The organism is Pseudomonas fluorescens (genome assembly GCF_902497855.1).
GTDB classification, from domain to species: domain Bacteria; phylum Pseudomonadota; class Gammaproteobacteria; order Pseudomonadales; family Pseudomonadaceae; genus Aquipseudomonas; species Aquipseudomonas fluorescens_BI.
The window spans coordinates 18685-37515 of the sequence record NZ_CABVHU010000003.1; the positions used below are offsets into that span (position 1 = coordinate 18685).

At 59.4% G+C, this 18831-nt stretch carries 19 protein-coding genes and 2 tRNA genes; 7 read left to right on the forward strand and 14 right to left on the reverse strand.

Translation table 11 applies throughout. The annotated features are described in order from the left end of the window. Window positions 1-39: 39 nt before the first annotated feature. From F8N96_RS07610 to F8N96_RS07625, 4 genes are all read right to left on the reverse strand, one after another. Complete coding sequence (locus F8N96_RS07610) at window positions 40-411, reverse strand: helix-turn-helix domain-containing protein (RefSeq protein ID WP_150797296.1); 372 nt, start codon at window positions 409-411, stop codon at window positions 40-42. A gap of 3 nt (window positions 412-414) precedes the next feature. Then, on the reverse strand, window positions 415-717 hold the full coding sequence (locus F8N96_RS07615) for a type II toxin-antitoxin system HigB family toxin (RefSeq protein ID WP_150797297.1): 303 nt from the start codon (window positions 715-717) through the stop codon (window positions 415-417). 277 nt (window positions 718-994) lie between these two features. Further along, window positions 995-2827, reverse strand: a complete 1833-nt coding sequence (ggt, locus tag F8N96_RS07620) for a gamma-glutamyltransferase (RefSeq protein ID WP_150797298.1) — start codon at window positions 2825-2827, stop codon at window positions 995-997. A gap of 292 nt (window positions 2828-3119) precedes the next feature. After that, a tRNA-Met gene (locus F8N96_RS07625) sits at window positions 3120-3196 on the reverse strand. Between the two features lie 319 nt (window positions 3197-3515). Here F8N96_RS07625 and F8N96_RS07630 point away from each other — a divergent pair. Then, entirely contained in the window at window positions 3516-4733 is a 1218-nt protein-coding gene (locus F8N96_RS07630) for an MFS transporter (RefSeq protein ID WP_150797299.1), read from the forward strand. A 160-nt stretch (window positions 4734-4893) separates the two neighbouring features. Here F8N96_RS07630 and ychF read toward each other — a convergent pair whose 3' ends face one another. The 8 genes from ychF to F8N96_RS07670 all read right to left on the reverse strand — a co-directional run bounded on the left by ychF (window position 4894) and on the right by F8N96_RS07670 (window position 11815). Further along, a complete protein-coding gene (gene ychF / locus F8N96_RS07635; RefSeq protein ID WP_008153431.1) occupies window positions 4894-5994 on the reverse strand; it encodes a redox-regulated ATPase YchF in 1101 nt (366 codons plus the stop codon). Window positions 5995-6017: 23 nt separating this feature from the next. Next, complete coding sequence (pth, locus tag F8N96_RS07640; RefSeq protein WP_046030136.1) at window positions 6018-6602, reverse strand: aminoacyl-tRNA hydrolase; 585 nt, start codon at window positions 6600-6602, stop codon at window positions 6018-6020. A 170-nt stretch (window positions 6603-6772) separates the two neighbouring features. Then, complete coding sequence (locus tag F8N96_RS07645; RefSeq protein WP_150797610.1) at window positions 6773-7375, reverse strand: 50S ribosomal protein L25/general stress protein Ctc; 603 nt, start codon at window positions 7373-7375, stop codon at window positions 6773-6775. 141 nt (window positions 7376-7516) lie between these two features. Further along, entirely contained in the window at window positions 7517-8458 is a 942-nt protein-coding gene (locus tag F8N96_RS07650) for a ribose-phosphate pyrophosphokinase (RefSeq protein ID WP_003208392.1), read from the reverse strand. Window positions 8459-8503: 45 nt separating this feature from the next. Further along, window positions 8504-8578 (reverse strand) — tRNA-Gln (locus tag F8N96_RS07655). 36 nt (window positions 8579-8614) lie between these two features. Then, window positions 8615-9466 (reverse strand): 4-(cytidine 5'-diphospho)-2-C-methyl-D-erythritol kinase, encoded by an 852-nt coding sequence (ispE, locus tag F8N96_RS07660; RefSeq protein ID WP_150797611.1) that lies wholly within the window; start codon window positions 9464-9466, stop codon window positions 8615-8617. Window positions 9467-9468: 2 nt separating this feature from the next. After that, complete coding sequence (gene lolB, locus F8N96_RS07665; RefSeq protein ID WP_150797300.1) at window positions 9469-10086, reverse strand: lipoprotein insertase outer membrane protein LolB; 618 nt, start codon at window positions 10084-10086, stop codon at window positions 9469-9471. Window positions 10087-10090: 4 nt separating this feature from the next. Beyond that, entirely contained in the window at window positions 10091-11815 is a 1725-nt protein-coding gene (locus F8N96_RS07670; RefSeq protein WP_150797301.1) for a tetratricopeptide repeat protein, read from the reverse strand. Between the two features lie 348 nt (window positions 11816-12163). On the opposite strand from F8N96_RS07670, the gene hemA reads away from it, so the two are divergent. From hemA to F8N96_RS07700, 6 genes are all read left to right on the forward strand, one after another. Next, window positions 12164-13453: a glutamyl-tRNA reductase gene (hemA, locus tag F8N96_RS07675; protein ID WP_150797302.1), complete on the forward strand. Its 1290-nt coding sequence runs from the start codon at window positions 12164-12166 to the stop codon at window positions 13451-13453. Then, window positions 13450-14532 (forward strand): peptide chain release factor 1, encoded by a 1083-nt coding sequence (prfA, locus tag F8N96_RS07680; protein WP_150797303.1) that lies wholly within the window; start codon window positions 13450-13452, stop codon window positions 14530-14532. The genes hemA and prfA overlap by 4 nt, the downstream gene beginning before the upstream one ends. Beyond that, window positions 14533-15363, forward strand: coding sequence for a peptide chain release factor N(5)-glutamine methyltransferase (gene prmC, locus F8N96_RS07685; protein ID WP_150797304.1), 831 nt, complete (start codon window positions 14533-14535; stop codon window positions 15361-15363). Beyond that, window positions 15357-16112, forward strand: coding sequence for a molybdopterin-synthase adenylyltransferase MoeB (locus F8N96_RS07690; protein ID WP_150797305.1), 756 nt, complete (start codon window positions 15357-15359; stop codon window positions 16110-16112). Before prmC ends, F8N96_RS07690 begins: the two co-directional genes overlap by 7 nt. Then, window positions 16105-16896, forward strand: coding sequence for a glutamate racemase (gene murI, locus F8N96_RS07695; protein ID WP_150797306.1), 792 nt, complete (start codon window positions 16105-16107; stop codon window positions 16894-16896). The genes F8N96_RS07690 and murI overlap by 8 nt, the downstream gene beginning before the upstream one ends. A gap of 124 nt (window positions 16897-17020) precedes the next feature. Further along, window positions 17021-17539, forward strand: a complete 519-nt coding sequence (locus tag F8N96_RS07700; RefSeq protein ID WP_150797307.1) for an acyloxyacyl hydrolase — start codon at window positions 17021-17023, stop codon at window positions 17537-17539. Window positions 17540-17618: 79 nt separating this feature from the next. Here F8N96_RS07700 and F8N96_RS07705 read toward each other — a convergent pair whose 3' ends face one another. Both F8N96_RS07705 and F8N96_RS07710 read right to left on the reverse strand, forming a co-directional pair. Next, window positions 17619-17924: a YkgJ family cysteine cluster protein gene (locus F8N96_RS07705; protein ID WP_150768103.1), complete on the reverse strand. Its 306-nt coding sequence runs from the start codon at window positions 17922-17924 to the stop codon at window positions 17619-17621. Between the two features lie 92 nt (window positions 17925-18016). Further along, the gene (locus tag F8N96_RS07710) at window positions 18017-18799 is read right to left on the reverse strand and encodes an SDR family NAD(P)-dependent oxidoreductase (protein WP_150797308.1); all 783 of its coding nucleotides are present in this window, start codon (window positions 18797-18799) and stop codon (window positions 18017-18019) included. Window positions 18800-18831 lie beyond the last annotated feature (32 nt).

Consider the following 18831-nt stretch of genomic DNA (forward strand, 5'->3'; position numbering starts at 1 on the left):
CTCCGCAGGTGCCAGGATGATCGTCCGGCTGTCGCGTGATCAGGCCTGCTTCATAGGCTTGATCAAGCTTTCTGCTGGTATACCGAAAAGATCATGCAGTTTCCAGATCATAGGAAGCGTCAAGGCGCGCTTGCCATTAAGCACTTCGTAGACCCGGTTTGTCCGGCCGATGGCAGGTGCCAGATCAGCTGCGGACAGGCCGGACTGTTCCATGCGAAATTTGATCGCATCGATCGGGTTCGGCAAATCGACTGGAAACTGCTTCGCTTCATACGCCTCGATGAGCGTGATCATGATATCGAAGTAGTCACCCTCGGGAGTGCCTGGCTCAGGTTCATTGTCGAAGAGAGCGGACACGTCCTTCAGGGCTGTACGGTAATCCTCGGCGGTGTGAATCGGACGAATATTCATGGGTTACTCCATCTCGACGGTGTCAGCGTCGATTGCGTCGTACTGCTTGTGAGTGCCGACAAATTTTATGTACACGGCGCCGAAGCGATAGGCCACAGCGACTACTAATCGAAAGTCATTGCCCTTGATGTTGAACACGACTCTGCGACTTTTAAGAATACTGGCGGTGGCAAAGTGCGCTTTTATGTCCGCCGGCGTTTTCCACTCTGCATTTCTTGCCTCGTCAATCCAGGCCAGGAGGGAGGGTTCCGAGTCAGGGAATCTCTTCCAAAAACTTTTCAAGTGACTGATGGCGACGATTCTCATGGCATGATCCTAGTCCCATGCTGGGACTAATGCAAGTCTGTGGAGGCGCAGCCCATGTGTGGGAGAGCGAGTTTGATATCGCTAATCAATGGCTGCCGAGAGCTGGCTCGATAAAAAAGCAGGGTTAGTGCAAAGTCGAAAAAATTAATCCTCAAATCTACCGAAAATGTATTCCTTTGGGAGTAGGAAAAGGCTGCGTGAGCTGAGGGATTGGGATCTGGTCTCCATAAAAAAGGGCCTACTTCCCGGTAAGCCCTTTCTCGTTCCAGCGTACGACTCAATCCCCCAACGCTTCCCCCTCACGCCGCGGATCCGCCCCACCTGCCAATGCTGCTGTTCCCTGCGCATCCTTGACCCGAACAATCGCCTGGGTCCCGCTGGTCATGTCGATCTCGGTCACGCTGTGCCCTTTGTCCTTCAATGTCTGAATCAGCCCGGCGCTGAACTGCCCGCGTTCCAGTTCCGTCGGGCCATTGCGGCTGCCGAAGTTGGGCAGGGCGATGGCGGTTTGCGGGTCCAGGTTCCAGTCGAGCAGGCCGATGGTGGATTTGGCGACGTATTCAATGATCTGCGAGCCGCCAGGGGAGCCGAGGGTGGCGAGGAATTCGCCGCTCTGACGGTCGAAGATCAAGGTCGGTGCCATGGATGAGCGCGGGCGCTTGCCGGGCTCGACGCGGTTGGCGACCTTCTGCCCGTTTTCTTCGGGGATGAACGAGAAGTCAGTCATCTGGTTATTGAGCAGGAAGCCCTGAACCATCAGGTGCGAACCGAAGGCGGATTCGACGGTGGTGGTCATCGACACCGCACCGCCCAGGTCATCGACCGCCACCACTTGCGAGGTGGAGATGCGCAGCGGCGAGCGGTCGGGTGCATAGGCGACCTTAATGCCTGGCGGCGTGCCGGGTTTGGCCATGCCCATGCTGCGGTCACCGATCAGGGCGGCGCGGCTGGCCAGGTAGGCCGGGTCTATCAGGCCTTTGACGGGGACGGGCACGAAGTCTGTATCGGCCAGATACAACGCGCGGTCGGCGTAGGCCAGGCGCTCGGCTTCGGCGATCAGGTGTACGGCTTCAGGGGCGGGCTCAAGGCCCGCAGGCTTGTCAGTCTTGAGCGGCTTCAGTGGCGCCAACGCAAAGCGCGCATCGCGGCTCTCCAGTGCCTGCAAGGTGCCGAGGATCTGTGCCACGGCGATCCCGCCCGACGACGGCGGCGGCATGCCGCAGACTTGCCAGCGTTTGTAGTCGGTGCACAGTGGTGCGCGTTCCTTGGCGCTGTAACCTTGAAGATCGTTCAGCGACAGGCTGCCGGGGTTGGCGTGACCCTGAACCCTGGCGACGATCTCTTGCGCGACAGCGCCTTTGTAGAACGCATCGGGTCCTTCCTTGGCGATGCGTTCATACACGGCGGCCAGCGCCGGGTTTTTCAATAGCGTGCCAGCGGCTTTCGGGCTGCCGTCGACGTTCAGAAAATACGCTGCCATTTGCGGCGAGCGTCGGATGGATGAATCCGAGGCGATCAATCGATGCAGGCGCGGCGAGATGGCAAAGCCTTGCTCGGCCAGTTCGATCGCCGGCTTGAACAGCTGGGCCCATGGCAGGCGGCCGTGTTTGTGATGGGCCAGTTCCAGCGCGCGCAATACGCCTGGCGTGCCCACGGAACGGCCACCGATCTGGGCCTGGGTGAACGGCATAGGTTGGCCGTCGGCCTGTAGGAAAAGTTTCTCGGTGGTGCCGGCCGGTGCGGTTTCGCGGCCGTCGTAAGTGCGCACGGTCTTGCCGTCCCAGAGCACGATCAATGCACCGCCGCCGATGCCCGAGGATTGCGGCTCGACCAGCGTCAGCACGGCTTGCATCGCAATGGCCGCATCGATCGCCGAACCGCCCCGGCGCAGCATCTCCCGCCCTGCTGCGGCCGCCAGGGGATTGGCTGCTGCCGCCATGTGTTTCGAGGCGTGCCGGGTTTGCAAGTCGGTGCGATAGCCCGAGGCGGATTCCGGTGCGATCGGTAAAGTGGAGGTGGGCGGGGCATTGCAGGCGGCAAGGATCGAAGCGGTGGCAATCAGCGACAGCGCTGACAGGCGATAGCGGCTCAAGTCAAAGGCTGAGAACACGCGGGGCACTCCGTCCGTGGGAAAAGATCCGGGGACTTTATCGGCAGACAGGGAGCGACGCAAACCCCCATCTACGGCGAAGACGCGCCGATAACGACTGGCAGGCAATGGTTTAGTTGCGTACGTGGGGATTTGGGGACGGGTTGAAAGTGCGTTGGCGGCGATGCGTTTGTGGCAGGTGTCGAGGTTCGACTCAAGTTGTGTGTTGTCTGTTGGGGCCCTTTCGCCGGCAAGCCGGTTTCTACAGGGCATAAAAAAACGGCCTACCTTTCGGTAAGCCGTTTTTAGTACTTGGTGGCTACACAGGGACTTGAACCCCGGACCCCAGCATTATGAATGCTATGCTCTAACCAACTGAGCTATGTAGCCAAGTGGCGCGCATTATTCACCGCAAACGATAATGCGTCAAGCGGAAATATAAAATATTTCTCTGCGCTTTCAACCGCTTATCCCTCTGGGCCGAAAAATCGGGTTGGGGGAGGGCATCAATCGAGCTGAAATCTCCCGTATTCGCGCTCACGGCCTTGCTGCCCTGGCTCAGGGTGCCCGCTGCCTGGTTTACGGCCCGGGCGCCTTCGAGCAAGCGTAGCGATGTCGTTAGCAGGCTAAGGGGATGGCGCTGCGGCACTGAAAAATGGCACATTGACGCACCTGCCTGTGTGCACCCATCCGCTGTACGGAAATTCTCATGGCTATCAGCAATGTCCAGACCGGCGCCCAGCCGGCATCCGCGACTTCACAAAGCAGCCCTTTGGTCATGCGCATCATTGGCGCCGTGGCCCTGGCGCATTTGATCAACGACCTGATCCAGTCGGTGCTGCCGTCGATTTACCCGATGCTCAAGGCCAATTATGGCCTGACCTTCACCCAGGTCGGCCTGATCACCCTGACCTTTCAATTGACAGCCTCGCTGCTGCAGCCGTGGGTCGGCTACCACACCGATCGCCATCCCAAGCCCTGGCTGCTGCCGGCGGGGACGGTGTGCACGCTGATCGGCATTCTGATGATGTCCGTGGTCGGTACCTTCCCGTTGATCCTGCTGGCGGCCGGGCTGATCGGCATCGGCTCCTCGACCTTTCACCCGGAGGCGTCTCGCGTGGCGCGCCTGGCTTCGGGCGGGCGTTTCGGCCTGGCGCAATCGACCTTCCAGGTCGGTGGCAATGCCGGGTCGGCCTTCGGGCCGTTGCTTGCGGCAGCGATCATCATCCCCTTCGGCCAAGGCCATGTGGCCTGGTTTGGATTGTTCGCGGTATTTGCGCTGTTCGTGCTCTACCGGATCAGTCGCTGGTACGCCAATCACTTGAATCTGTTCAAGCTCAAGCAGGGTCAGGCGGCGACGCACGGCCTGTCGAAAAACCGGGTGATCAGTGCTTTGGTGGTGCTGGGGTTGCTGGTGTTCTCCAAGTATTTCTACATGTCCAGTTTGACCAGCTACTTCACCTTTTACCTGATAGAGAAATTTGACCTGTCGGTGGCCAGTTCACAGCTGCATCTGTTCCTGTTTCTCGGAGCGGTGGCGGCGGGGACCTTCTTCGGCGGGCCGATCGGCGACAAGATCGGGCGTAAGGCAGTGATCTGGTTTTCGATTCTTGGCGTGGCACCGTTCACCTTGATCCTGCCTCACGTCGATCTGTTCTGGACCAGCATTCTCAGCGTGGTGATCGGCTTCATCCTCGCTTCGGCGTTCTCGGCCATCGTGGTGTATGCCCAGGAGCTGGTGCCGGGCAATGTCGGGATGATTGCCGGGGTGTTCTTCGGCTTGATGTTCGGTTTTGGCGGGATTGGCGCGGCGTTGCTGGGGCATCTGGCGGATGTTCACGGCATCGAGTACGTGTACTTCCTGTGTTCGTTCCTGCCGTTGTTTGGCGTGTTGGCGATCTTCCTGCCGAGAACCAAAAAAACCTGACCCCGCGTGACCTGTAGGAGCGAGGCTTGCCCGCGAAGGCGTCATCACTGACGCTAAAAGCTTCGCGGGCAAGCCTCGCTCCTACAGGTCGGTGATGTTGCCCGGATTCCAGGTACAAAAAAGCCGCGTATCGAACGCGGCTTTTTCTTTGGCAGGTGCTTTACACGTTGAAACGGAAGTGCATCACATCGCCGTCTTTAACGATGTAATCCTTGCCTTCCAGACGCCATTTACCGGCCTCCTTGGTGCCTGCTTCGCCCTTGTACTGGATGAAGTCGTCATAGGCGATGACTTCGGCGCGGATGAAGCCTTTTTCGAAGTCGGTGTGGATCACGCCAGCGGCTTGGGGTGCGGTAGCACCGACGCGGACGGTCCAGGCGCGTACTTCTTCGACACCGGCGGTGAAGTAGGTCTGCAGGTGCAGCATTTCGTAGCCGGCGCGGATTACGCGGTTCAGGCCAGGCTCTTCGAGGCCCAGGGCTTCGAGGAACATGTCTTTCTCTTCGCCGTCTTCCAGTTCGGCGATTTCGGCTTCGATCTTGTTGCAGACCGGCACCACCATGGCGCCTTCTTCTTCGGCGATGGCTTTGACGATGTCCAGCAGCGGGTTGTTCTCGAAACCGTCTTCGGCGACGTTGGCGATGTACATGACCGGCTTGGTGGTCAGCAGGTGGAAACCACGAATCACCGCTTTGTCGTCGGCGCCCATGGTCTTCATCAGGGTGCGCGCAGGCTTGCCGAGAGTGAAGTGAGCGATCAATTGCTCCAGCAGGCCTTTCTGGACCACGGCGTCCTTGTCACCACCCTTGGCGTTGCGGGCGACTTTCTGCAGTTGCTTCTCGCAGCTGTCGAGGTCGGCGAAGATCAGTTCCAGGTCGATGATCTCGATGTCGCGCTTGGGGTCGACGCTGTTGGAGACGTGGATCACGTTCTCGTCTTCGAAGCAGCGGACCACGTGGGCGATGGCATCGGTTTCACGGATGTTGGCCAGGAACTTGTTGCCCAGGCCTTCACCTTTCGAGGCGCCAGCCACCAGGCCTGCGATGTCGACGAATTCCATGGTGGTCGGCAGGATGCGCTTGGGATTGACGATGGCCGCCAAGGCTTCCAGGCGCGGATCCGGCATCGGCACGATACCGGTGTTCGGTTCGATGGTGCAGAAGGGGAAGTTCTCGGCCGCGATCCCGGATTTGGTCAGGGCGTTGAACAGGGTGGACTTGCCGACGTTAGGCAGGCCGACGATGCCGCAATTGAATCCCATGGTGTTTTCCCCGAGGAGTAGAGTCAGGCCTTCTGGCTGTGCAGGTTTTTCATCGCACGGTTCCATTCCCCGGCGAGGATATCCGGCAGCACGCCGAGGGCAAAATCGATGCTGGCATCGAGTTTTTCCTGTTCGGCGCGTGGCGCACGACCCAGGACGAAATTTGAAACCATACTGGCAACGCCCGGGTGGCCAATGCCAAGCCGCAAGCGGTGAAAGGTATTCTGATTGCCCAGTTGCGCGATGATGTCGCGCAACCCGTTGTGACCGCCATGGCCGCCGCCCTGTTTGAGCTTGGCAACGCCCGGAGGCAGGTCGAGTTCGTCGTGCGCCACGAGGATTTCTTCAGGCTTGATGCGGAAGAAACCGGCGAGTGCCGCTACGGCCTGGCCGCTGCGGTTCATGTACGTGGTGGGAATCAGCAGACGAACATCCTGACCCTGATGCGAATAGCGCCCGGTCAGGCCGAAATACTTGCGATCCGCCACGAGGTTTACACCCTGTGCGTTCGCGATGCGCTCAACAAAAAGGGCCCCTGCGTTATGCCGGGTCTGTTCGTATTCAGCGCCTGGATTTCCCAAGCCAACGATCAGTTTGATGGCAGTCACGATAGGGGCCCTTCCTTGGAGTGGTGGATAACATCGCCGCGACCAGTGTGTGCGGCGAAAGTTGACGACAAGTGCTCATTTACCATTATGTAAACTCCGCGTTCTCGCCCGCTTTCTCGCTACGTTCCAGTCCGCGATGTTACTTGATCACTCCGGCATCACAGAGTGAATTACTCTGCAGCGCCTTCTTCGGTAGCTTCTGGAGCAACACGTGGAGCGTGAACGTTGGCAACAGCCTTGTCGTCACCGTGTGCCAGAGCAACAAACTCAACGCCTTTAGGGGCTTTGAGGTCGGACAGGTGAATGATCGAGCCGATTTCGGCGTCAGCCAGGTCGACTTCGATGAATTCAGGCAGGTCCTTCGGCAGGCAGGTCACTTCGATTTCCGAAACAACGTGCGAAATTTCGCCGCCTTTCTTGATCGGAGCTTCTTCGCCGACGAAGTGTACAGGCACGATAGCGGTCAGTTTCTGGCCGGCTACAACGCGTACGAAGTCAGCGTGCAGCACGTGGCCTTTGGCCGGGTGACGCTGCAGGGCTTTGATGATTACGTTTTGCTTGGTGCCGCCAACGTTCAGCTCGATGATGTGGCTGTAAGCCGCTTCGTTTTCGAGCAGTTTGGCAACTTCTTTAGCCAGCATGCTGATGGATTCAGGGGCTTTTTCGCCACCGTAAACTACAGCTGGTACCAGGCTTGCGAGACGACGCAGGCGGCGGCTCGCACCTTTCCCCAGGTCGGAACGCACTTCAGCATTCAGAGTAAATTCGTTCATGTTGTATCTCCAAAATAACCACATTCGCCCCAGCGTTTGCGACCAGCGCTAAAGGCGATATGGGCAAAAAAGCCCCGCCCCGACAGGAATGCCGGGGCGGGGCGCTTTTCGTCAACGAGATATTCGAGAAGGGCTGGGCCCTTAACGGAACATCGCGCTGATCGATTCTTCGTTGCTGATGCGGCGAACCGCTTCGGCAACTACCGGCGCGATATCCAGTTGACGGATACGCGAGCAGGCTTGAGCAGCAGCGGACAACGGAATGGTGTTAGTCACCACCAGTTCGTCCAGCATTGAATTTTCGATGTTTTCGATCGCCCGACCGGACAGCACAGGGTGTGTGCAGTAGGCGAAAACCTTGGCAGCGCCATGCTCTTTCAGGGCCTTGGCCGCGTGGCACAGAGTGCCGGCGGTATCGACCATGTCATCGACCAGAATACAGGTACGCCCTTCGACATCACCGATGATATGCATCACTTCAGAGTGATTGGCTTTCTCACGGCGTTTGTCGATGATCCCGAGATCCACGCCCAGGGATTTGGCAACAGCACGTGCACGCACGACGCCGCCAATGTCCGGGGAAACGATCATCAGGTTTTCGAAGCGCTGATCTTCAATGTCATCCACCAATACTGGGGAGCCGTAGATGTTATCTACCGGAATGTCGAAGAAACCCTGGATTTGGTCAGCATGCAGATCAACCGTGAGAACACGGTCGATGCCGACTACGGTGAGCATGTCAGCAACGACTTTCGCGCTGATAGCCACACGTGCGGAACGCGGACGGCGATCCTGACGGGCATAACCAAAGTAAGGAATTACAGCAGTGATACGAGTAGCCGAGGAGCGGCGGAAGGCATCGGCCATCACTACCAGTTCCATCAGGTTATCGTTGGTCGGAGCGCAAGTCGGCTGAATAATGAAGACATCTTTACCGCGGACGTTTTCATTGATCTCGGCTGTAATTTCGCCGTCGGAGAATTTACCGACAGAGATGTCACCGAGAGGGATATGCAGCTGACGTACGACACGCCGAGCCAGATCGGGGTTAGCATTCCCCGTAAAGACCATCATCTTGGACACGCGCAGTACCTAGAGGCTGAGGGTAACCTGGATGAGTATAGAAAATGGCAGGGGCGGCTGGATTCGAACCAACGCATGGCAGGATCAAAACCTGCTGCCTTACCGCTTGGCGACGCCCCTGTATCTGTTGCAACGAGTACCCAGTACTCGGTTCCTTTAGAGCAGACTTTGCAGCTTGCGATGCAACATCGAAATGTTGCTTCCCTTTGCTACAAACCCTGTAAGGGTCTCTGTAAGAAGGGCCGAGACTTTATCAGCTTCAGCTTTGCTTGGGAAGCCCCCAAACACACAACTTCCAGTTCCGGTGAGTTTTGCTTCGGTAAATTTACCTAACAAATCCAATGCGTTACGTACATCTGGATAACGCCTTGCTACCACCGGTAAGCAGTCATTTCGACTGTTTCCCTTGGGAACGGGGCGCACTTTAATGGGAGAAGAGTTACGTGTCAACAACGGATCTGAAAAAATTTCTGCTGTACTTACAGATACTTGCGGCACAAGCACGAGATACCACGGTTCTTCAGGGGTTACAGGGGTCAGTTTTTCCCCTACGCCTTCGGCAAAAGCCGCGTGGCCACGCACGAAAACCGGGACGTCCGCGCCAAGCGTCAGGCCCAAAGCGGCCAGCCGATCTTCATCCCAGCCCAGTTGCCAGAGATGATTCAGGCCAAGCAAAGTCGTCGCGGCATTGGAGCTGCCGCCACCGATGCCACCGCCCATGGGCAGAATTTTTTCGATCCAGATGTCGATGCCGAGCGAACAACCCGATTGCTCCTGAAGTTTTTTTGCCGCCCGAACAATCAGATTGCTGTCGTGAGGAACGCCATCGAATTCGGTGTGCAGGCGAATCACGCCATCGTCGCGCACGGCAAAGGTGATTTCATCGCCGTAATCGAGAAACTGAAAAATGGTCTGCAACTCGTGGTAACCGTCTTCACGACGACCAAGAATATGCAGCATCAGATTGAGTTTGGCCGGCGAGGGCAGCGTCAAGCGAGGGGCGGTCATGGTCATTGCCCCATCTTGCGCGGTTGCCATTCCTTGATCACCAGCGTGACGTCAAGGTCGGTGCCATGCAGCTTGATGCGCTCGGGCAGCCAATAGCCGTTTTGCTCGGCGTAACTGAGGTACTCCACCTGCCAGCCATCCTGTTCGAGATTGGCCAGGCGACTGTCGGTGTCCAGGGTCAGGCGACTTTTGCTGTCCGGGGCCGGAAGCCCGCGCACCCACCAGGCCAGATTGGACACCGGCAACTTCCAGCCGAGTTGTTCTTCGAGCAGCGCTTCCGGAGACGTCGCGTCATAACGGCCCTGGTTGGCGACTTCCAGTGAGACTTTGCCGGGGCGACCGGTCAAGCGAGCCGCGCCGCGACCCAGGGGGCCGGAAAGGCGGATGTCGTAGTAATCCTGGCGCTGCAGCCAGAACAAGGTGCCGCTGCCGGAATCTTTAGGGGCGCGGATGCCGATCTTGCCGTTGATCTGCCAGCCATCAAGCCCCGTAAGCTGCTGCTTGTACTCGCGCCACTGGGCCGGGTTGCCTTGGCCCTGGACCGATTCGCGGGCACCGAAGCCCGCGCAACCGGCGAGCAGGGCGATGAAGCTGAAAACGATGAGGTGGCGCATGAACATAAATTTAAAGAGTCTCTGATCCGGTCAAGCGCTTGATGGTGCTGCGCAGGGTAGGGCTGTCGGGCTGCTCCTTGAGGAACTTGCCCCAGATTTGCTTGGCTTCGCGTTGTTTGCCGTTGGCCCACAGGACCTCGCCCAGGTGAGCGGCGACTTCCTGATCGGGGAAGCGCTCCAGGGCCAGGCGCAAGTAACGTTCGGCCTCATCGAGATTGCCCAGGCGGTAATTCACCCAGCCGAGGCTGTCGAGCACCGCCGGGTCTTCCGGATTGATCTGGTGCGCTTGTTCGATCAGGGCCTTGGCTTCGGCGTAACGCGTCGTACGGTCGGACAGGGTATAGCCGAGGGCGTTCAGCGCCATCGCATTGTCCGGGTCGCGCTTGATGATCAGCCGCAGGTCTTTTTCCATCTGCGCCAGGTCATTGCGTTTTTCCGCTTGCATGGCGCGGGTGTACAGCAGGTTCAAGTCGTCCGGGTATTGCTGCAAGGCTTGTTGCAAAACTTTCCAGGCCTTGTCCCCCTGTTTGTTGGCCGCCAGGGTTTCGGCTTCGATCAAATACAACTGAATCACGTAGTCGGGCTGTTCGTCGCGCTCTGCCGCCAAACGGCGTTGGGCTTCGGCGGTCCTGCCGTTATTGATCAGGATATCGGTCTGGCGCAATTGTGCCGGCAAATAATCGTTACCCGGCTTGACCTGGGCGTACTCGATCAATGCCCCTTGGGGGTCGTTGCGCTCTTCCGCGATACGGCCGAGGTTCAAGTGAGCCGAATCGACATGGCTGTCCCGGGCGATCAGGTCTTCCAGGTAACCCTTGGCCTCGTCCCAGGCCTTGGCTTCCAGGCACACCAGCGCCAGCGAATACCGCAGTTCGTCGTCTTCCGGGTACTGCTGAACCAGGCTCGAGAACTCGACCTTGGCATCGGCCATGCGGTCCTGTTCGACCAGCATGCGCGCGTAAGTCAGGCGCAGGCGTTTGTCGTCCGGGTACTGCTTGATGCTTTTTTTCAGCAGCGGCAAGGCTTCATCGCCACGTTCGAGCGATTGCAGCAGGCGTGCGCGCAGCAGGATCGGGGCTATTTCGCCCTCGTCCGGTGGATTGTCCTCCAGCAGGCCCAGCGCGCCCTTGGCGTCACCGTCCTGTTGCAACAGCAAGGCCTTGCCGAAAATCAGCTGGCTGTTGTTCGGGTGGCGCTGCAGCAGACGGTCAAAGCTTTTCATCAAGCCGTTGCGCGTGTCCTGGTCGGTATCGGCCGCGGACAGGGCGAGGAAGTCGAAATGCGTGTCGCCCTTGCCCTGCAGGACTTTCTCCATATAGGCCATCGAATCGTCATAGCGCCCGGCGCGAGCCAGCTGCACCGCAGCGGCCCGTTGCGCCTCGAGGTCGTCAGGGGCGTTTTTTGCCCAGATCAGCGCGGTGTCCAGCGCGGCCTGATCGGCGCCCAGATACTCGGCGATACGAAATGCCCGCTCGGAAATGCCCGGATCCTGGGTGTTGATCGCCTGGGTCACGTAGTTGTCCAGTGCAATGTCGAAGCGATTGCGCTGGCCAGCCAGTTCGGCGCTCAACAGGCTGAAGACGGTATCTTCGCTGAATGAGCTGTAAACCTTGGGCTTTTCAGGGGCCGGAGTGCTGTCTTCGACCGGCGGCGTACCGTCCGGCGAAACGGGTGCCAAAGCCTGGCAGCCGCTGAGGAAGACAAGAGCGAGGAGCAACGCGGAAGATCTATTCATATAGGAAGAGGACGACTAACCTGCGGTCGGATCATCATGACACAAGCCTTCGGTCAAACATAACCGACCGCCCATTTTCCCCTGTACACCGGTCCCGTGTGCACCCGATCCCCTGTAGGAGCTGGCTTGCCAGCGAAGACGGCCTCCAGTCTTGCAGCGCCTTTGAAGACGCCTTCGCTGGCAAGCCAGCTCCTACAGGGGGGGCGGCGGCGAGGCAGCGGACGTCTGTAAACGAGAAGCGCTCGCAGCCCTGGCTAGCCCCTGCCAGACCAATAGAGATCGAATAGTTGTTCTCGTTGTGTCGAAGTAGGACAATTGCCGGCTTCACGTCACCATCAGCGACCTTGAATGGCCTTCCTTGCACTCGGTATCAACCACAAGACTGCGTCAGTAGACGTCCGCGAGCGCGTGGCCTTTACCCCTGAGCAGCTGGTGGAGGCCTTGCAGCAGCTCTGCCGACTCACCGACAGCCGCGAAGCTGCGATCCTCTCCACCTGCAATCGCAGTGAGCTCTATATAGAACAGGATCACCTTTCGGCTGACATCGTGTTGCGCTGGCTGGCCGATTATCACCATTTGAGCCTCGAAGAGCTGCGCGCGAGCGCTTATGTGCACGAAGATGATGCGGCAGTTCGTCACATGATGCGGGTGGCCTCCGGGCTCGATTCGCTGGTGTTGGGCGAACCGCAGATTCTCGGTCAGATGAAATCGGCCTACGCTGTCGCTCGCGAGGCCGGGACCATCGGTCCACTGCTCGGGCGGCTGTTCCAGGCCACGTTCAATGCGGCCAAGCAAGTGCGCACCGACACCGCCATCGGTGAGAACCCGGTGTCCGTGGCGTTTGCCGCGGTCAGCCTGGCCAAACAGATTTTCAGCGACTTGCAACGCAGCCAGGCCTTGCTGATTGGCGCCGGCGAGACCATTACCCTGGTCGCCCGCCATTTGCATGAGTTGGGGGTCAAGCGCATCGTGGTCGCCAACCGGACGCTGGAGCGCGCGAGCATCCTGGCCGAGCAGTTCGGCGCCCACGCCGTGTTGCTCTCGGATATCCCGGCCGAACTGGTGCGCAGCGACATCGTCATCAGTTCCACCGCCAGCCAGTTGCCGATCCTGGGCAAGGGGGCGGTAGAAAGTGCCTTGAAGCTGCGCAAGCACAAGCCGATCTTCATGGTGGACATCGCCGTACCGCGAGATATCGAGCCGGAAGTCGGTGAACTGGACGACGTTTACCTGTATAGCGTCGACGATCTCCACGAAGTGGTCGCCGAAAACCTCAAGAGCCGTCAGGGTGCAGCCCAGGCGGCGGAAGAGATGGTCTCGATCGGTGCCGAAGACTTCATGGTCCGCCTGCGCGAACTGGCGGCGGTGGATGTGCTCAAGGCCTATCGGCAACAAAGCGAGCGCCTGCGCGACGAAGAATTGCTCAAGGCCCAGCGCATGCTGGCCAACGGCAGCAGCGCCGAAGACGTGCTGGTGCAATTGGCGCGAGGCCTGACCAACAAACTCTTGCATGCCCCGAGCGTGCAATTGAAAAAGCTCTCTGCCGAAGGCCGCCTCGATGCGCTGGCCATGGCCCAGGAACTCTTTGCCCTCGGTGAGGGCTCATCGGATAGCTTTTCGGATAAGAAACCGCAATGAAAGCGTCACTGCTCAATAAGCTGGACATCCTCCAGGACCGTTTCGAGGAATTGACCGCCTTGCTTGGCGATGGCGAGGTCATTTCCGATCAGACCAAATTCCGCACCTATTCCAAGGAATACGCGGAAATCGAGCCGATTGTCGAAACCTATAAACAGTTGCTCAAAGTGCAAGGCGACCTCGAAGGCGCCCAGGCACTGCTCAAGGACAGCGACCCGGACATGCGCGAAATGGCCGTGGAAGAAGTCCGCGAAACCAAAGAGCAATTGATCGAAATCGAAGCCAGCCTGCAGCGCATGCTGCTTCCCAAGGATCCGAACGACGGCCGTAACGTGTTCCTCGAAATCCGCGCCGGCACCGGCGGTGACGAAGCGGCGATTTTCTCCGGCGACCTGTTCCGCATGTATTCGCGTTACGCCGAACGGCGTGGCTGGCGGGTGGAAATTCTCTCGGAGAACATCGGCGAACACGGCGGCTTCAAGGAAGTCATCGCCCGGGTGGAAGGCGACAACGTCTACGGCAAGTTGAAATTCGAATCCGGTGCACACCGTGTGCAGCGGGTTCCGGCCACTGAATCCCAGGGGCGTATCCACACCTCGGCCTGCACTGTGGCGGTATTGCCCGAACCGGACGAGCAGGAAGCGATCGAGATCAACCCGTCCGATTTGCGGATCGATACCTACAAGTCCTCGGGTGCCGGCGGTCAGCACGTCAACAAGACCGATTCGGCGATCCGCATCACCCACTTGCCGTCCGGCATCGTCGTCGAGTGCCAGGAAGAGCGTTCCCAGCACAAGAACCGCGCCCGGGCGATGTCCTGGCTGTCGGCCAAGCTCAACGACCAGCAGACCAGCGCCGCCGCCAATGCCATTGCCAGCGAGCGCAAATTGCTGGTGGGGTCGGGCGATCGCTCCGAGCGGATCCGCACCTACAACTTTGCCCAAGGCCGGGTGACTGACCATCGGGTCAACCTGACGTTGTACTCACTCGACGAAATCCTCGCGGGTGGTGTCGATGCGGTGATCGAGCCGTTGCTGGCCGAGTACCAGGCCGATCAACTGGCGGCCATAGGTGAGTAAATGACGATCATTGCCAGCTTGTTGCGCGCCGCCGAATTGCCCGATTCGCCCACGGCGCGTCTGGATGCCGAATTGCTGCTGGCCGCTGCCTTGGGCAAATCCCGCAGTTTCCTGCATACCTGGCCCGAACGTATCGTCCCGAGCGACGCCGCATTGACGTTTGCCGGGTTTTTGCAGCGCCGTCGTGGCGGAGAGCCGGTGGCGTACATTCTTGGTCAGCAAGGGTTCTGGAAGCTCGATCTGGAAGTGGCGCCGCACACGCTGATCCCGCGCCCGGACACCGAGCTGCTGGTGGAAGCCGCACTGGAATTGCTGCCGGCGAGCCCTGCCAGGGTTCTCGACCTGGGCACCGGCAGCGGCGCCATTGCCCTGGCCCTGGCCAGCGAACGTCCGGCCTGGAAGGTCACCGCCGTGGATCGCGTGCTCGAAGCCGTGGCCCTGGCCGAGCGCAATCGGCAGCGCCTGCACCTGAACAACGCCACGGTCCTTAGTAGTCATTGGTTCAGCGCGCTGCAGGGCCAGCGCTTTCAACTGATCATCAGTAACCCGCCCTACATCGCGTCCGCCGATCCGCACCTGGTCGAGGGCGACGTTCGCTTCGAACCGGCCAGTGCCCTGGTGGCCGGTGTCGACGGGCTCGACGATCTGCGTCTGATCGTCGCCCAAGCGCCGGATTACCTTGAGCCGGGTGGCTGGCTGATGCTCGAACATGGTTATGATCAAGCCGCTGCGGTGCGCGATTTACTGCTGGCCCGCGGCTTTGAACAGGTCCACAGCCGCACCGACCTGGGCGGTCACGAACGTATCAGTCTGGGGTGCCTGCCATGCTGAATGATCAGGAATTGTTGCGCTATAGCCGGCAGATTCTGTTGCAACACGTCGACATCGACGGTCAGTTGCGACTCAAGGACAGCCGCGTATTGATCGTCGGTCTTGGCGGTCTTGGCTCTCCGGTGGCGCTGTACCTGGCCGCGGCCGGGGTCGGTGAACTGCACCTGGCCGACTTCGACAGCGTCGACCTGACCAACCTGCAACGCCAGATCATCCACGACACGGATAGCGTCGGGGTCAGCAAGGTCGATTCGGCCATCCGCCGTCTAGGCGCGATCAACCCCGAGATACAGTTGATGGCCCATCGCGCGGCGCTGGACGAAGATTCCCTGGCCGCCGCCGTGGGCGCCGTGGATCTGGTGTTGGACTGCTCGGATAATTTTTCCACCCGTGAAGCGGTCAATGCTGCCTGTGTGGCTGCGCGCAAGCCGTTGGTCAGCGGCGCGGCGATTCGCCTCGAAGGGCAATTGTCGGTGTTCGACCCACGCCGTCCGGACAGTCCGTGTTACCACTGCTTGTACGGGCACGGCAGCGAAGCCGAACTGACGTGCAGCGAAGCCGGCGTAGTCGGGCCTCTGGTTGGGCTGGTGGGTAGCCTCCAGGCGCTGGAAGCCATGAAACTCTTGGTGGGTTTCGGCGAGCCGCTGGTGGGGCGTCTGTTGTTGATCGATGCCTTGGGCACGCGCTTCCGTGAACTGCGGGTCAAGCGTGATCCAGGTTGCAGCGTCTGTGGTACTGCCCATGCGTGAAGCGCCCATCGGCGTGTTCGACTCCGGCGTCGGAGGGCTTTCGGTGCTGGCCGAGATCCAGCGTTTACTGCCCAATGAGTCACTGCTGTACGTTGCCGATTGCGGGAATGTGCCCTACGGCGAAAAAACCCCGGAATTCATCCGTCACCGTTGCAGTGTCATGGCCGAATTTTTTCAGCAGCAGGGTGCCAAGGCCCTGGTGCTGGCGTGCAACACCGCCACGGTCGCCGGTGTTGCGGATTTGCGGCGCGACTATCCCCAGTGGCCGATTGTCGGCATGGAGCCGGCGGTCAAGCCCGCCGCTGCGGCCACCCGCAGTGGTGTGGTGGGTGTGCTGGCCACCACCGGCACCTTGCAGAGTGCCAAGTTTGCCGCGTTACTCGATCGCTTCGCCACGGATGTGCGGGTGATCACCCAGCCGTGTCCCGGGCTCGTGGAGCTGATTGAAAACGGTGATCTGCACAGCCCCGCCTTGCGTGAATTGCTTGCCAGGTATGTCGGGCCGCTGCTTGCCGCCGGCTGCGACACGATAATTCTCGGCTGCACGCATTATCCCTTCCTAAAGCCGTTGCTAAAGCAGATGATCCCTGAGGACATCAGTTTGATCGACACCGGTGCCGCGGTGGCACGGCAACTACAGCGTCTGTTGACCGAGCGGGAACTGCTGGCCGACGGGGCTGCCCGTGCGGCGCAGTTCTGGACGAGTGCGGATCCGGAGCATTTCAGAAATATCTTGCCGATTCTGTGGCATACCTCGGGTGTTGTGCAAAGCTTCAAGCAGTAGATAAATCTTGGGGAAAACGAGTAATCGGGCTGAACTTCTGATTAAGCGTCGACTTCTATAGTTTTAGTGCTATTTAGCGCCACAAAAAAACCACACGATACTCGTTCGGAAAAGGATGTTTCTAATGAAGCGACTATTCTGCTTGGCCGCGATTGCGGCCGCACTGATGGGGCACAGTTTTACCGCTCAGGCGGCAGGCGTGGAGTTCGCGGTCGGCCAGACCAGCGAGTCGACCATGACCTATCGACTGGGCATGCAATTCGATTGGGACAAGAGCTGGCTGCAAAGTGACGTCGGTCGTTTGACCGGTTACTGGAGTGGTGCCTATACCTATTGGGAAGGCGACAAGAGTTCCAGCAACCACAGCCTGTCGTTCTCGCCGGTGCTGGTCTACGAGTTTGCCGGACAGAACGTCAAGCCGTACGTGGAATTGGGCGTTGGCGTAGCGGCGTTTGCCAATACCGAAGTCGAAAACAACCAGCTCGGCAGTGCGTTCCAGTTTGAAGACCGGTTCGGCTTTGGTCTGCGCTTTGCGGGCGGACATGAAGTCGGGATTCGTGCGACGCACTACTCCAATGCCGGGATCAGCAGTCCAAACAACGGTGTAGAAAGCTACGCGTTGCACTACACGATGCCGCTGTAGCCCTCGGTGCTTTTTACTGTGGGTACCTGTGGGAGCGAGCAGGTTCGCTCCCACATAGAATCTTTGGTGATTTTTTAATTCAACGATACGCCGTGGTTATCCCCTGGCGTTCTTCGATGCATTCTGGCGCCCCCATCTCGAACTCCCGGCAGATCAACGGGCGTTTTTCATAGATGGTGCACATCATGGTGTTGCGATCCAGCGCGGCGCACCAGCCGTCATCCAGACGCAGCATGACTTCCCCACCCCAGTCATCGGTATCGATAAATCGCTCGGGCACGCCAGTGTCGGTGATCAGCATCACTTCGAGCTGGCAGCAGCAGGCTGCGCAGGTCGAGCAAGTGATCGCGGGTTCGGCGATTTGTGTGTGGGGGATGGTCTTCATGGGGCGCAGTGTAAGGCAGCGGGACGGTGCTGTGTGAAAGGCCTGACGGACGCCTGGCTGCCCCGTCATGCCGCTGCCGATGATGACGATTTTTACGGCTGATCCTTGTTTGGCGGCTGGCTACGGATCATGGGTTCCCCGATCGCCAGTTTTTCGCTGTCGGGCAGCTTCGACAGTGGCCAGAGGGCGGCCATGAACAGCGCAGGCAGTGTGATCTCCGGAGGGCGGCGCCTGAGTTCGTCGAAGACATGCCGAGCGGCTTTATCCACAGGCCAGGAGAGGGGGATCGGCACGTCGTTGTTCGCGGCCGGCGGTGTGTCGACGAAGCCAGGACTGACCATGGTGACTGCGATGCCGTCCGCGGCCAGATCGAGGCGCAACGATTCGAACAAGTAACGCAGGCCGGCTTTCGAAGTGCCACAGGCTTCGGCCCGGGGCAGCGGCAGATAGGTTGCCGGACTGGCCATCCCCACCAGGTGCGGCGCAGTCCCGGCCCGGAGCAAGGGCACGGCAGCTTCGATGCAATAACTGCTGGCGAGCAGGTTGGTGCGTACGACATGCTCAATGATTGACGCATCCAACTGCCTGGCGTCGACATATTCGCATGTGCCGGCATTAAGGATTACCGAATCCAGCGAGCCCCACTCCTGGGCAATCCGCTCGCTGATTTCACGCACGGTCTGGCTGTTGGTCAGGTCGCCGGCCACCACCATCACCTGCCCTGGATAGCGCTTGGACAAGACCTGCAATGATGCCGCCGAACGTGAACTGACCGCCAGGTGGGCGCCGGTTTTCAGTATTTCCTCGGCCAATGCCGCGCCAATTCCGTTGCTGGCGCCGGTCAGCCAATAGCGTCGTGCAAGTGTAACGCTCATCCCATGCTCCTTTGCAGCCAGGCACACGCCTG